The 13899-nt window shown below is 63.8% G+C and carries 14 protein-coding genes and 1 pseudogene; 10 read left to right on the plus strand and 5 right to left on the minus strand.

The features are described 5' to 3' along the window. Positions 1–23: 23 nt before the first annotated feature. The 5 genes from MRBLMA1_RS10940 to MRBLMA1_RS10960 form a co-directional block, all read right to left on the minus strand. Complete coding sequence (locus MRBLMA1_RS10940; protein WP_363736771.1) at positions 24–662, minus strand: response regulator transcription factor; 639 nt, start codon at positions 660–662, stop codon at positions 24–26. Beyond that, positions 628–2526, minus strand: coding sequence for a PAS domain S-box protein (locus MRBLMA1_RS10945; RefSeq protein ID WP_363736773.1), 1899 nt, complete (start codon positions 2524–2526; stop codon positions 628–630). The genes MRBLMA1_RS10940 and MRBLMA1_RS10945 overlap by 35 nt, the downstream gene beginning before the upstream one ends. Before the next feature lie 259 nt (positions 2527–2785). Then, on the minus strand, positions 2786–3586 hold the full coding sequence (locus MRBLMA1_RS10950) for a universal stress protein (RefSeq protein WP_363736774.1): 801 nt from the start codon (positions 3584–3586) through the stop codon (positions 2786–2788). Positions 3587–3823: 237 nt separating this feature from the next. Continuing rightward, positions 3824–4480 (minus strand): BON domain-containing protein, encoded by a 657-nt coding sequence (locus tag MRBLMA1_RS10955; RefSeq protein WP_363736775.1) that lies wholly within the window; start codon positions 4478–4480, stop codon positions 3824–3826. Beyond that, entirely contained in the window at positions 4452–5204 is a 753-nt protein-coding gene (locus MRBLMA1_RS10960; protein ID WP_363736776.1) for a HAMP domain-containing sensor histidine kinase, read from the minus strand. The genes MRBLMA1_RS10955 and MRBLMA1_RS10960 overlap by 29 nt, the downstream gene beginning before the upstream one ends. A 186-nt stretch (positions 5205–5390) precedes the next feature. On the opposite strand from MRBLMA1_RS10960, the gene MRBLMA1_RS10965 reads away from it, so the two are divergent. From MRBLMA1_RS10965 to MRBLMA1_RS11010, 10 genes and pseudogenes are all read left to right on the plus strand, one after another. Further along, positions 5391–8066, plus strand: a complete 2676-nt coding sequence (locus MRBLMA1_RS10965) for a bifunctional acetate--CoA ligase family protein/GNAT family N-acetyltransferase (RefSeq protein ID WP_363736777.1) — start codon at positions 5391–5393, stop codon at positions 8064–8066. After that, the gene (locus MRBLMA1_RS10970) at positions 8056–8328 is read left to right on the plus strand and encodes a hypothetical protein (RefSeq protein ID WP_363736778.1); all 273 of its coding nucleotides are present in this window, start codon (positions 8056–8058) and stop codon (positions 8326–8328) included. The genes MRBLMA1_RS10965 and MRBLMA1_RS10970 overlap by 11 nt, the downstream gene beginning before the upstream one ends. 26 nt (positions 8329–8354) lie before the next feature. Then, positions 8355–8462 (plus strand): annotated as a pseudogene (locus MRBLMA1_RS10975) (hypothetical protein); the annotation flags it as partial. Between the two features lie 58 nt (positions 8463–8520). Continuing rightward, a complete protein-coding gene (locus tag MRBLMA1_RS10980; protein ID WP_363736910.1) occupies positions 8521–8721 on the plus strand; it encodes a hypothetical protein in 201 nt (66 codons plus the stop codon). A 188-nt stretch (positions 8722–8909) separates the two neighbouring features. Next, complete coding sequence (locus MRBLMA1_RS10985) at positions 8910–9905, plus strand: zinc-dependent alcohol dehydrogenase family protein (protein WP_363736900.1); 996 nt, start codon at positions 8910–8912, stop codon at positions 9903–9905. Positions 9906–10160: 255 nt separating this feature from the next. After that, complete coding sequence (locus MRBLMA1_RS10990) at positions 10161–10283, plus strand: hypothetical protein (protein WP_363736779.1); 123 nt, start codon at positions 10161–10163, stop codon at positions 10281–10283. Beyond that, positions 10280–10774: an Hsp20/alpha crystallin family protein gene (locus tag MRBLMA1_RS10995; protein ID WP_363736781.1), complete on the plus strand. Its 495-nt coding sequence runs from the start codon at positions 10280–10282 to the stop codon at positions 10772–10774. The genes MRBLMA1_RS10990 and MRBLMA1_RS10995 overlap by 4 nt, the downstream gene beginning before the upstream one ends. A 58-nt stretch (positions 10775–10832) precedes the next feature. Then, the gene (locus MRBLMA1_RS11000) at positions 10833–11831 is read left to right on the plus strand and encodes an efflux RND transporter periplasmic adaptor subunit (protein WP_363736782.1); all 999 of its coding nucleotides are present in this window, start codon (positions 10833–10835) and stop codon (positions 11829–11831) included. Further along, the gene (locus tag MRBLMA1_RS11005; RefSeq protein ID WP_363736784.1) at positions 11828–13078 is read left to right on the plus strand and encodes an ABC transporter permease; all 1251 of its coding nucleotides are present in this window, start codon (positions 11828–11830) and stop codon (positions 13076–13078) included. The genes MRBLMA1_RS11000 and MRBLMA1_RS11005 overlap by 4 nt, the downstream gene beginning before the upstream one ends. Then, entirely contained in the window at positions 13075–13767 is a 693-nt protein-coding gene (locus MRBLMA1_RS11010) for an ABC transporter ATP-binding protein (protein WP_363736786.1), read from the plus strand. Before MRBLMA1_RS11005 ends, MRBLMA1_RS11010 begins: the two co-directional genes overlap by 4 nt. Positions 13768–13899: the final 132 nt, after the last annotated feature.

Below are 13899 nucleotides of genomic sequence, written 5' to 3' on the forward strand. Positions count from 1 at the left end.
CCATGGCGCGCGCGCGCAAGTCTTTACGTATTGATCGCAGTCAGGTCCTTGTGGCCCATGCCTGCGGCAAAGGCGATGCGCAGGGCGTCCGACAGGCTATGGACATGCAGCTTCGCCATCAGATTGGCGCGATGCACCTCGACCGTCCGGGATGAAATGCCAAGGTCATAGGCGATAGTCTTGTTGGGAAGCCCCTGCGCCAGCCCCTCCAGCACCTCCCGCTCCCGCACCGTCAACGCCCCGGTGATCAGCTCCGCGCGCGCAGCATCGGCCGTCGCCCCCTTGGCAGAGCGCACCCGGTCCAACGCGCGCTCGATCGCATCGATCAGGACCACTTTTTCAAACGGCTTCTCCAGAAAGTCGATTGCGCCTGCCTTCATCGCCTGCACCGCTATCGATATGTCGCCATGTCCGGTCATGATGATGACCGGCATCGCGATCCCCCGCTCCACCAGGACGCGTTGCACCTCCAACCCATCCATGTCGGGCATGCGAACGTCGAGCAGGATGCAGCCTTCCTCGGCCGATCTGGCTTCCTTCAGGAAGGAGACCCCCGACACCCATGTCTCCACGCTATAGCCCGACGTCTTGAGCATATAGCCCGCCGACCGCCGGACGGCATCCTCGTCATCGATGATGTGAACGAACTTCTTCACGGTCATATGCCTCCTCGGCTTGCGCTCGAATGAGAGTGAAGTGGAAATCGGTGCCTTTTCCCTTGCGGCTTTCCATCCAGATCTTGCCGCCATTCACCTCGACGATGGTGCGGCATATGGAAAGGCCAAGGCCCATACCGTTGGGCTTGGTGCTGACGAATGCGGTGAAAAGCTGTCGCGCCACCCCCGGTGCAATGCCGCAGCCGGTGTCCGACACGATGACTTCGACCAGATCGTCCTTGGCCGCGCGCGTGGCGATGGTCAGCTGCTTGACCGCGCTGTCCGCCATCGCCTCGCACGCATTGCGAACGAGGTTGATCAGCACTTGCTGGATCTGGACCCTGTCGACCAGCACGGGCGACGCCAGCGGATCGATGTCGAACTGCACGTCGATCCCCATTTCGCGCGCGCCGGCGAGGCCCAGCGCAGACGCCTCCTGCACCAGTTCGGGCAGGCTTTCGATCGTCTTTTCCACCTCGCCGCGCGACACGAACTCCCGCAGTCTGCGAACGATCTGGCCTGCCCGCAGCGCCTCGCTCGCCGCCTCTTGCAATGCCTCTCGCATCATTGGCCACTCGCTTTGCTGTGGCTGCGCCATCTGGTCGCGCACGGCCTCGACATAATTGGCGACGGCGGCGATCGGCTGGTTGAGTTCATGGGCCAGCGTCGACGCCATCGTTCCCATCGCGCTCACCCGCGTCACATGGATCAATTCGGCCTGCAATGTCGCCATATGATCTTCGACCGCCCGCCTTTCGGTAAGGTCGCGGATGAAGCCGGTGAAGATGCGCTCATTCCCGCGCACCGCCTCGCCGATATATAGTTCCATGGGGAATATGGACCCGTCGGCCCGCCGGCCCGAAACGACCCGGCCCTTGCCGATGATGCGCTTTTCACCGGTTTCCAGATAACGCTGGATATAACTGTCATGCCGTTCACGATCAGGGGACGGCATCAACATGCGCACATTCTTGCCCAGCACCTCTAGCTCGGCATAGCCGAACAGCGCCTCTGCGGCCGCGCTGAACGACAGCATCGTGCCAGCCTCGTCGATCACCACCATCGCGTCCGGCACGGTGGACAGGATCGCGCGCAGCTGGCTTTCATGGGCGCGCAGCTGGCCTTCGGCCGACCGTTTTTCGGTGATGTCGGACACGATCTTCGCAAAGCCGCGCAGCGCGCCATCTTTGTCATGAAGCGCGGTCCAGCTAACCGCCGCCAGGAATTCCGACCCGTCCTTGCGGACGCGCCAATCCTCTTCTTCGAATCGCCCTTCTGCGCAGGCACGCTCGATATCGGCCTCGGGCTTGCCCGCCGCAACGGCTTCGCGGGGATAGAATAGGGAAGATGGCTTGCCCAGCACCTCCTGCTCGGTCCAGCCCTTCAACCGCTCGGCGCCCCGGTTCCAGATCATCACCCGGCCAGCCGGATCCAACATGTAGATCGCCAACCCGTGCGCGCCATCGATCAACAGGTTGAGCTCGACCGCCAGCTGCTCGTTCGCCGCGCCGCCATGTTCGACGGCGACTTCAGCCACCTCCAGCCGCTGGTTCGACTGGCGGACGAGGCGGCTCATCAGGATGATGCCGGCAGCGGTCACGACGAACAGCGCGATCTCGATCAGGTCGCGGTTCTGTAGCGTCGACCGATAGGTAATCGCCACCCCTGCCGCAACGCTCAGCAGGGTAGCGAGGATCGCCGGTCCCTTGCCCAGCCAGAGCGCGATGCCCAGGATTGCGATGACATAGGGCAGATAGGCCGACCGGTCGCTCAGCCATGGATCAAGAAGCAGCCGGACCGCCGCTACTAAAGCAACCCCCAGAATGGCGAGGGCGTAATATTGCGGACGCGCTGTTTTCCATGACGGCATGGCCTCACCCTATGCGGGATTTTGACGTCAGCCTGGCAAGGCCCTGCGCACCCTAACATCATTGGCCGTATTCCAACACACGACTTATCCATTCCCTCGTAAGTCTTTGATATGGAACAGATGATATTTCAGCCATGTCCGTGCAATCCCGGATGGTCATTACGCTACCTAAACGACTCCATGATCTACGCCTTTAGGTTGGACAGCCTCCCCGCCTTCCACCCAAAGCCATTTCAATTGATGCTTTCATTATGGGATTTCAGTGAGCCAGGAATAACGGGACATTCGCTTCCCCCAGCATTGTCCGGGTGATTCCGCCGAACAGACTCTCGCGCAACCGCGAATGTCCATATGCTCCCATGATGCAGAAAGCCGGCCGCCGCCTGTTCATCTCGGCCAGCAGTCCCGCCGCGACGCCGCCTTCCGGCTCGTCCAGATGCTCAACCCGCGGCCTGACGCCATGTCGGGAAAGATAGGCCGCCGCATCTTCCGCAAGCTCGCCACTGACTTCGCCCATCTCGATGATCGTCACGCCCTCGGCGCTCGCCAGCAGTGGCACCGCCGCCCGCAACGCTTCGGCAGCCGGGCACGATCCATCCCACGCGGCCAGCACATGGCCGCCAAAGTCGATGCCCCGGCTATCGTCAGGAACCGCCAATACGGGCTTTCCTGATTTCAGCACCGCATCTGACACGATTGGGATCATGTCGGGCATCATGCGATCCGCGAGCGACGTATTGAGGACGATGATGTCCGCCAGCATCGCGCTGTCCTGTATCGGCGGCGTGATGAAGCCCGTTTGATCAACCCAGTTCCAGGCCACGTCTTCCGCCTGTAGCCGCGCCCGGATACGTCCGGCATTGACCTCTTCCCGTTGTCGCGCATCCTGAAGCAGCATCAGTTCGGCGTCCGGATAATATTCGCTGCCCGCCAGCACCGGGACCTGCACGACGTCGAGGCAGGTCAGATGGCCGGAAAGGCATCTGGTCAGGTCCAGCGCCGCCTGAAGGCGCGCCTCCTGACCGGCATCATCATGGACGAGCAAGAGCACGTTCTTCATGTCGATTTCCTCATGATAAGATGTTCGCTATCCAACGGATGTCATCCCGGCATTCGGGCCAGGATCATCGCCGCGATGGCGATCATCAGTCCGATGGTCATGGCTGCCTGAAACATGGCGTCTGCGGATTGGCGCACGCGATCTATGACGGACATATGCTCCTCCAATGAAATAGCGTCAGGGACCGACCCGCAATGGAGCACCCCGGCAGGCAATGGCGCCCGCCGGGGGATCGGGTCAGAATGTTGATACGACGATATTGTCCTCGACCTTGGTCACGCCGGGCGCTGCCCAGGCCGCCCGCTCCGCGACGCCGCGTTCGTGCCAGGCCTTCACCCGTCCGCCGAGGCGTACCGTGTTCCCAACCGTCGCGATCGTAACGCCAGCAGCGTCGAGATCCGCCTGACGCTTGAAGGCGGCGGCGATCCGTTCCCGAATGTCAGCGCTGACGGGCAGCTTCTTCACCTCGACAAGGTTGCTGACGCCGGTCACGCCGGAAACCCCGGCGGCTGCCCGTCTCGCCTCATCGCTCTGATAATAGGCATCGACAACGCCCGACAGCGTGACCCAGCCCTTCTCCACCTTCACATTGATCTTCTCGTGCGGGATGGAGACGTTCCACGAAAACATGTCGAGGATGCGCTTGGCAATTTCATGGTCCGCCGTCTTGGGTTCGGACTTGAAGCGCACCTGGATCTCCTCGGCGATCGCCTTGACCCCGCTGACACGCCGAGTCGCCTTTTCCGCTGCCATCTTCTCCAGATAGTTGGAAACATAGCCGGACAGGGTCACCACCCCGTCATTCACCGCCACGCCGATATCCGCATGATCGACGCTGGGATCCCACTCAAGTTCGTCCATCACGTCATGCTGCAACTGTCCATCGGTCTTCATCGCAACTCTCCTTGTTGATGGGTGCGCTCCAATGCCGGGCGCGTGATTTGCTGGCGGCGGAAGGCGCCACCGGCAAAAGCGTGGCGACCACTGTGCCCGAGCCTGCTCGGGCACCGCCGCGAATGAATAATTTGCCTCTCATGTCCCGGATTGCTCTACCGACCCGCTGCAAGCCGTTCCCACGGCATCCGTCCACTGTGGTTAGTCGCGGTCGCGCAGCGCCGTTCGCCTGCAAGCCCGAACCATCGTCCGCAATCACCAGCCAGATCCAGTCGTTGATCCTGCGGCAACGGAGCCAGATATGCCGCGCACCCGCCCTGACCGCATTGGCGACCAGTTCCAGCATCACCGCTTCCAGTTCGGCCGGGTCGGCGCTTACCCGAGCGTCGGGCAAGGCCATCTGCGTGTCGATCTCCAATGACGCCGGGTGGTTCACCATGGCGTGGAGCAAGGGCGCGGCGTGTGCGACCTGCGCGCCCACATCCACCGGGCAGCACTGTCCCGCCTTCTGCCTGGCAAGCAGCCGGGACGTGAGCTCGTTGCCCCGCACAGCCGCCTCCTCCAGCCCGCGCAGCATGGTTTGCCGCTCGGGGCCGTCTTGATGCTTGTCCAGCAGATGCCTGATTGAAGCAATGACAGCGAACAGGTTGCGCAGATCGTGAACCGTTTCCCGGACAGGATCGTGCCGTGGAGCACCGCCTTCCATGTCGCCTGAACGCTGCATGTTCGCCTCCTCGCTGATGAGGCCATTTTACGAACTGCGCATCGCCGCCCTATTCGCAACTTCCCGTAAGTAGCTTTTCATTAACCGTGCCGGACGCCCTGCGGCATTTACGGATATCTCCATGGACATCGCCCTTCCTAGGATCGCTGCGTACCCGCGCGATCCCAGCCAAGGACGAAATCAGCCATGACCATCCGCAATCTGTCGCCGCTTCTTCACGCCAGGACCATCGCCCTGATCGGAGGATCGCAGGAGGAAGGCGCCATCGGCACGCTCGTCCTCGACAATCTGCTCGCGGGCGGGTTCGAAGGTAGCATCCATGTGGTCAATCCTCACCCGGTGACGCGACAAGGCGCGACATGGGTCGCCAGCCTCGCGGACCTGCCCGCCGCACCCGAACTTGCCGTCATCATGACGCCCGAACCGACCGTGGCGGGCATCATCGACGAGCTTGGAACCCTCGGCTCCCGCTGCGCCGTCATCCTGTCGGCGGGCCTTCACGATGCCAGCGCATTTCACCACGCGATCAGGGCCGCGGCCCAGCGGCACGACATGCGGATCGTCGGACCCAATTGCCTGGGCATCATGGCGCCCCATGCGCGGATCAACGCTACCTTCGCCTGCACCCCGGCGCTGCCGGGCAATCTTGGCCTCATCTCGCAGAGCGGCGCGCTCATCACCGCAGTACTTGATTGGGCGCAAACCCGCCGGGTGGGCTTTTCGGGCATCATTTCCGCAGGCGACATGACCGATGCAAATCTTGGCGACCTGATCGACCTGCTCGCGGCCGATGCGCACACCCACGCCATTCTGCTCTATGTGGAGGGCGTCACCGAGGCGGCCGAGTTCATGGCAGCCGCTCGCGCGGCTGCGCTCCATAAGCCGATCATTGCGATCAAGGCCGGCAAAAGCCAGCTCGCCGCGCAGGCGACCCTTTCGCACACAGGGGCCATGATCGGCTCCTATGATGTGTATAAAGCCGCCTTCGAACGCGCCGGGATCCTGCTGGTGGACAGCCTGACGGAACTGTTCGACGCCGCCGAGATCCTCTGCGCCTGTGAGCCAATTCCCGGCAATCGCCTGGCGATCCTGACCAATGGCGGCGGCGCCGGCATATTGGCGGTCGATGCCTTGGCGCAGGCGGATGGGCAGCTCGCGTCATTGGCGCCGGAAACGATCGCCTCCCTTGCGGAGGTCACGCCCGCAGGTTCGCCGCGCGCCAATCCCGTCGATATATTGGGCGACGCGGACCCAGGCCGCTATGCCGCTGCTGTACGAGCCATCCTGCGCGACAGCGGGAGCGACGCGGTGCTGCTCATGAATTGCCCGACCGCACGCAGCGAAGCGAGGGAAACGGCGCTGGCTATCTGCCGCGAAGTCGCGGCGGCGGCGCAGGATCGCATCCGCAAGCCTGTCCTGGCTTGCTGGCTCGGTGACGCTAACAGCGACAGGGTAAGGCCCGTCTTCGCGGCGGCGGGCATCCCGGTCTTTTCGACACCCGATGACGCCGTCCGCGCCTTTGGCTATCTGGCCCAGGCTCGCCGCCTGCGCGAGAGCCTGACGGAAGCGCCCGCCCGGTCGCGCGATGTGCAGGCCGACCGTGCCGCCGCCCGCGCCATCATCTCCGGTGCGCAGGCGGACGGATGCACGACACTCTCCGAAATCAAGGTGAAGAAGCTGCTGGAAGCCTATGGCATCCCTGTCGTCCCCACGCGCTTTGCCGCTTCGGCGGACGCCGTGGAAGAGGCCTGCTGCTGGCTGAGCGCGCCCTATGCGGTGAAGATCGTCTCGCGCGACCTGCCGCACAAATCGGATGTGGGCGGGGTCGCGCTCGACCTGCCAGACGCCGGGGCTGCCGTGGCCGCCGCGCGAGAGATGGAACGGCGCATCCGCCGCGACTTGCCCGAGGCCCGCATCCAGGGGTTCGCCGTCGAGGACATGATAAATGTGGAAGACGGGAGGGAGATGATCGTGGGCCTCAGCACCGATCCGGCTTTCGGCCCCATCATCATGGCTGGCGCGGGCGGCGTCGCGACTGAACTTCTCGACGACAAGGCCATCGAGCTCCTCCCGATCGACCATGCGCAGGCTGACGCCCTCATTGCGCGGACGCATATCTCCCGGATGCTCGCCGGATATCGCAACGTCCCGGCAGCCGATGTGGAAAGCGTCGCCGATGTGCTGGACGCCGTGTCGGCCATGGCGGTCGACCTTCCCGACCTGATGGAACTGGACATCAACCCCCTGATCGTGAGCGCGGCTGGCGTCATCGCCCTTGATGCACGGGCGCGTATCACCGCCGGGGCGGCAACGGCATCCCGCCTTGTCCTGCGCGCGCCGCCGGAAGGATGGACGTCCGACCTCGTCACGGAGCAGGGCCTTCGCTTCCATGTGCGGCCGGTGCGCCCTGACGACGGGCCCGCCGTGGCGGCCCTTTTCGACCATGTCTCGCCCGAAGACCTGCGCTTCCGCTTCATGTCGGGCGTAGCCAAGGTCAGCCGCGAGCAGATCGCGATGATGACCCGCGTGGATTATGTCCGCACCATCAGCTTCGTCGCCTTCGGAGAGGAGGGCGACCTCCTCGCCATCGCCATGCTCGCGACCGATCCTGATCGCACCCGCGCGGAGATCGCACTCAGCACCCGCACCGACATGAAGGGCAAGGGCCTCAGCTGGACCTTGTTCGAACATGTCCTGCGCTATGCGAAGGCGGAGGGGATCGAGACGATCGAGTCTATCGAGTCCGCAGATCACGAGGCGGCCCTGCGCATGGAACGGGAACTTGGCTTCGTCACCATCGCGGACCCCGACGATCCTACCGTCCGGATCGCCAGGAAAAGCCTGGCGGCTCATGCCAGCTGACAGCATGTGCGGCGACGAACGGCCCTTTGATTTCGAAAGACGGCGCGTATCGGTGTTGGCTGAGCGGGAAGGAGACAGGATCGAGATCGTCAAAGGGGCGCCAGAAACGATCCTGGACCTGTGCGATCAGGCGCAAGTGCCAGACGGAACGATCATGCCGCTCGACGCTACGCTCAAGGCAAGCCTCATCAAGCTGCACGATGACAATGCCGCATGTTGCCGATGGCGCTCGCGTCGCTGTTCCTGCCCTTCCTGCCGCTGACGCCGGTCCAGATCTTGCTCAACAACATGCTCTATGATTTGTCGCAGACAGGCATAGCGTTTGACCGGGCAGAAGGAGGCGATCTTGCCACGCCGCGTGGATGGGACATGCGCGGCCTCGTTCACTTCACCCTCATCATGGGGCCCTTGTCGTCACTGTTCGACATCGCGACCTTTGCGGCACTCATCGCCCTTGTGGCGGCAACGGCCGCACCGCCTGCTCGTAATGAGCGCCAGCCTCTACCTCGGCACGGCGATCGCCCTGCCTTTCCTCCCGTTCGCGCCTACGTTGGGTTTCTCCGCGCCTCCACCGGGCATCCTCATGGTGACGGCAGCACTGGTCGCCGCCTACCTCCTCTGCGCCGAAGCGCTCAAGCGGGTGGCGATGCGATAAGGTCTCTGCGGCGAATCAGGGCGTGATCGTGTATTATGCCACCAGAGCCGTGCTGGTGGCGGTTTCGTGGCCGTGGAGCTGCCTCTGGCTGCTGGGCATGGTGCTCGCCATAGACCTCTATCGCAAGGCGTGATGCTTATGCTGTTCGGTTTTTCCCTGCGTTCGGCGGACAACGTACAGTGAAGCCGATGGTGGCGATGCAGATCCCCGCGCCGGGCGCTGCCCTCCGGCGGATCGAACGCCCCATCCCCGATCCCGGACCCGGCGAACTGCTGATCGAAGTCGCTGCCTGTGGTGTCTGCCGGACCGATCTGCATGTCCTCGACGGCGAAATCTCCGCCCACTATCCCATCATACCAGGCCATGAGATTGTCGGCCGCGTCGCGGCACGGGGAACCGACGTTGAGGGCTTCACCATAGGCCAGCGCGTGGGCGTCCCCTGGCTCGGGCACACATGCGACATCTGCCCCTATTGCCGGGCAGGGCGAGAAAATCTCTGCGACGCTCCGCTCTTCACCGGAGCCACCCGCGACGGGGGCTATGCGAGCCATGCGATCGCCGACGCGCGATATTGCTTCGACCTGCCCGATTGCTTTTCCGACGTGGAGGCCGCCCCCCTCCTCTGTGCTGGCCTGATCGGGTGGAGAGCATTGCGGTTGGCCGGCCCGGCAAACGTCATCGGCCTCTACGGCTTCGGCGCCGCCGCGCACATATTGGCGCAGGTCGCCCGGCATCAGCAGCGTACCGTCTACGCGTTCACCCGAGACGGCGACACAGCGGGGCAGGACTTTGCCCGTTCGCTTGGCTGTGCCTGGGCGGGCGGCTCCTCCGAAAAACCGCCTGCGCTTCTCGACGCCGCGCTGATCTTCGCCCCGGCCGGCGAACTCGTTCCCCGTGCCCTGCGATCGGTCAAGAAAGGTGGCCGCGTAATATGCGCAGGCATCCACATGAGCGACATCCCCTCCTTCCCTTATGCCGACCTGTGGGAGGAAAGACAGATCCTGTCGGTGGCCAACCTGACGCGGGAAGACGGCACCTCCTTTTTCGAACTGATCGGCGGCATGGAACTGCACATCGTCACCCAAAGCTTTCCCCTCGATCAAGCCAATCAGGCATTGCAAAGCCTGCGCGAAGGCAGGGTCAAGGGCGCGGCCGTCCTTGTCCCGCCGATGCCGACTGCGTGACTCTACTTATGGCGCGGCATCCTGCTCCGGACGACAATTCAGCATGGACTCTATAATGGAGAATGACCCATGCGCCGCCATGTCGCCAGTGCCGCGCTGCTCAACCTTTCGCTCATAGTCGGAGCGTCGGCGCAGACCGCCCCGCCCCGCGCGCCGTCGCCCCCGGCCGCGCCTAAGATGGACTGCCCAATGCATGACCGGGCAGGCGGGCACATGATGCAATCGGGCGCCATGCCGATGCAGCAGGGGCGTCCCATGCCCGAAGCGATGGAGCATTGCCGCGCGATGCATGATCCAGCCGAACGCCGGCAACAGCATCAGATGATGCACCATCCCGGCGAACCGCCAGTTTCACAAAAGCAGGAGAAGGACAAATGACTGATTTTCGTTCACTCATCCCCTTTGGGCGCAGCAATCTCTTCCGCACCGGCTTTGATCCCTTTGCCGAGATGCGCAAGGAAATGGATCGCCTGAGCGACGATCTCGGCCGTGGCTGGCTCACCAACGGCGATGGCGGGAACAGGGGCTTCAACCTCCCCCGCGTCGACATTGCGGAAACGGACAAGGGCTTGGAACTGACCGCCGAACTGCCAGGCTTTGACGAAAAGGACGTGTCTCTCGACGTGCAGGACGATATCCTGACCATAAAGGCCGAGCATAAGGAAGACCGCGAGGAAAAGGATGAAAAGAAGAATTATCATCTGATCGAGCGCAGTCGGGGCAGCTATCTGCGCCGCGTTGCACTTCCGTTCGAAGCCGATGCGGACAAGGCCAGCGCCCATTTGGAAAAGGGCCTGCTGAAAGTCATCGTCCCCCGTCTCGCCACGGAAGCAAGCAAGCCGCGTCAGATTCCGGTCGGATCGAAATAGCAGGACAAAAATCGATACGGGCAGGCAATGGTCTTGGCGTGATGCTATATACCCTCTTATGAAACGCATCGCGCTCTGGCTGTTGCCGCTCGCGCTGGTCGCGGTGGCTGCGGCATGGTGGTTGCTCGCGAGCCGGGCGCACAAGGTCGAACTCGCGCCCGTCCGTATCGGCCAGGCCGTCGAACTGGTCTATGCCACCGGCTTCGTGGAGGCGCAGCAGCCCGTTTCGGTCTCGGCCCGTCTCACCGCTCCGGTTCGCCAGGTATTGGCTGAGGAAGCGCAAACTGTCGTGCGCGGTCAGCCGCTGATCCTTCTCGATGACGAGGAGCAGCGCCACGCGCTGCAACAGGCGGCTGCACAACGCCGCCTTGCGCAGCAGGATGAGCGGCGCGTGCTCACGCTTTTCGCCAAGGGCTGGGTCACCCGCGCTGCACGGGACTCGGCCGTAGCCGCCGCCCAAAGCGGGAGAGCGGCGGAAGACAGCGCCCGCGCGCGGCTCGACCAGATGATCGTGCGGTCGGGCATCGACGGCGTCGTGCTGCGCCGGGACGTGCAGCCCGGCGATCTCGCCAGCCCCGGCCGCATCCTCATGACGCTGGGCGATCCTTCCCGCATATGGATCACGGCCACCGTAGATGAACGCGACGTTTCCCGCGTTCGTGCCGGTCAGGAAGCATTGATGTCGAGCGACGCCTGGCCCGGCCGGGTGCTGCATGGTCATGTGCGCGAGGTGACGCCGGGCGGCGATCCCGAACAACGCGCCTTTCGCGCCCGCATCGTGACCGACGGCGCGGTGGCGCTGCCGCTGGGCCTGACGTTGGAGGTGAACATCGTCACGCGCAGGGCGCAACAAGCGCTGCTGGTGCCCGCAACCGCGATTGAAGACGGCAAAGTGTGGATCGTTCGCGACAATCGCGTTCATGCGAAACCTGTCCGCACCGGCATTGCCGGGACCAACGACGTGCAGATCCTCTCCGGCCTGTCGCGTGGCGACATGGTGGTGAAGACGCCGGAAGGGAAGCTCAAGGACGATATGCGCGTTCGGGTGCGGCGATGACCGGCCAGTTGCGGCTGCTGGCCAGCGTCGCCGCCCGTCATCTTGTCGGCCGTCGCCGCCAGACCGTCGTCGCGGTAAGCGGGGTGGCCGTCGGCGTCGGATTCTTCCTCGCCGTGTCGGCCATGATGATCGGCAGCCAGAATGACTTCATCAAGACACTGATCGACGCCGCCCCGCACATCATCATTTCCGACGAGCTGCGCAGCCCGCCGCCTCAACCCGGCATCAGCCACTACAAGGGCGCGGCTGTGGACCTTCGCCACTACAAGGTCCGCAACGAAGTGCGTGGGCTTAAAGGCTGGCCGGAGATATTGCGTGCCGTCGACGCGGTGCCCGGCGCCATCGGTTCGCCCAGCCTCAGCGGCGCGATCACCCTGCGCAGCGGCGGACGCGAGGAAGCATTGACCATCGTGGGCGTCGATCCGGCGATCGAGGAAAAGGTCAGCATGATCCAGGACCAGTTGCGCATCGGACGCCTGCGCGACCTCGAAAGCACGCAGGGCGGCATTATCATAGGCGAGGAAATGGCCCGACGGCTTGGCCTTGGCGTGGGCGATGTGGTTGGCGCGACCTCCGCTTCGGGAAAGAGCCGGTCGCTCCGCATCGTCGGCCTGTTCAAGCGCGGCCAGACGCAGATTTCGTCCGGCCTGGGCTATGTCCTGCTGCGGGAAGCACAATCGCTGCTCGGCCGTCCCTTCATCATCAACCGCATCGGCGTCCGCCTTGCCGATCCCTATGAGGCCGAGCCGATCAGCCGCCGCCTGGAGGCGCGCTATGCCTATAAGGCGGAAAGCTGGCAGGAGCGTTCCGCCGACTTCCTCTCCCTGCTCGTGACCCGCAACGTCATCATGTACAGCGTCGTGTCGGCTATCCTGCTGGTCGCCAGCTTCGGCATCTACACGGTCGTATCCAACAGCGTGTCCGACAAAAGGCGCGACATCGCGATCATGCGCTCGATGGGCTTTTCAGAGCGCGATCTACAACTGATCTTCGTATTCGAAGGGCTGGCCCTGGCATTGATCGGCATCGTCGCCGGATGGCTGCTGGGCTACGGGCTGATGGCAATCCTCGGCTCGCTCAAATTCCCCATCGCGGGCGAAGACCAACGCCTGCCGCTGGACCGCTCCGCGCGTCAATATGCGATCGCAGCGGCGGCGTCCCTGATCTCGGGGGTGATTGCCGCATGGCTCCCCGCGCGAAAGGCGGCGCGCGTCGATCCGGTCGACATATTGCGGGGCGCGGTATGAGCGCGATCATAGAGGTTCAGGACCTGTCCCGCAGCCTGCCCGGCACGCCGCCGGTGACGCTGGTCTCCGACGTGTCCCTGTCGATCCAGCCAGCCACATTCGTCGCCATCGTCGGGCCGTCGGGCTGCGGCAAATCCTCGCTGCTCTATCTGCTCGGCCTGCTCGATCGGCCAACATCAGGACGGGTGCTGTTCAACGGGCAGGACATGAACTCGCTGCGCGGTGACGCGCGCGCCCGGATCCGGTTGGCGAGCTTCGGCTTCGTCTTCCAGTTTCACTTCCTTCTGCCGGAGTTCACGGCACTGGAAAATATCATGCTGCCCATGCGCAGACTCGGCAAGCTCCCGCTGGCGGAAATACAGGCAAAGGCGCAGGCGTTGCTTGAAGGCATGGGTCTTGGAGAGAAAAGCGCGAAGACGCCTGATCGCCTCTCCGGCGGCGAGCGCCAGCGCGTCGCCATCGCCCGCGCCATCGCCAATGATCCCGCACTGGTGCTGGGCGACGAACCCACAGGCAATCTCGACAGCCAAAACAGCGCCCGCGTGGTCGAGATGTTCCGCAATCTTGCTCACGATCAGGGTCGCGCGGTGGTGTGCGTCACCCATGATCCCGATGTCGCGGCGGCAGCCGACGTGCAGATCTCCATGCTGGACGGCCGTATCAAGGAAACAAGCGTGAGACCGCGATGACTGCTGGCATCAGTTCCTCCATCATACAGCCTTATCTGCCGCTGTTGGCCGCCGCGTCGCCAGATTTCGCACCTTCGGTTTGATCGGCGGTATCGGTGGTCCGGCGCCGGACATGGTTGCCGCCGCCCTCGC

Origin of the sequence: Sphingobium sp. LMA1-1-1.1 (assembly GCF_040676365.1) — a bacterium.
GTDB lineage: Bacteria > Pseudomonadota > Alphaproteobacteria > Sphingomonadales > Sphingomonadaceae > Sphingobium.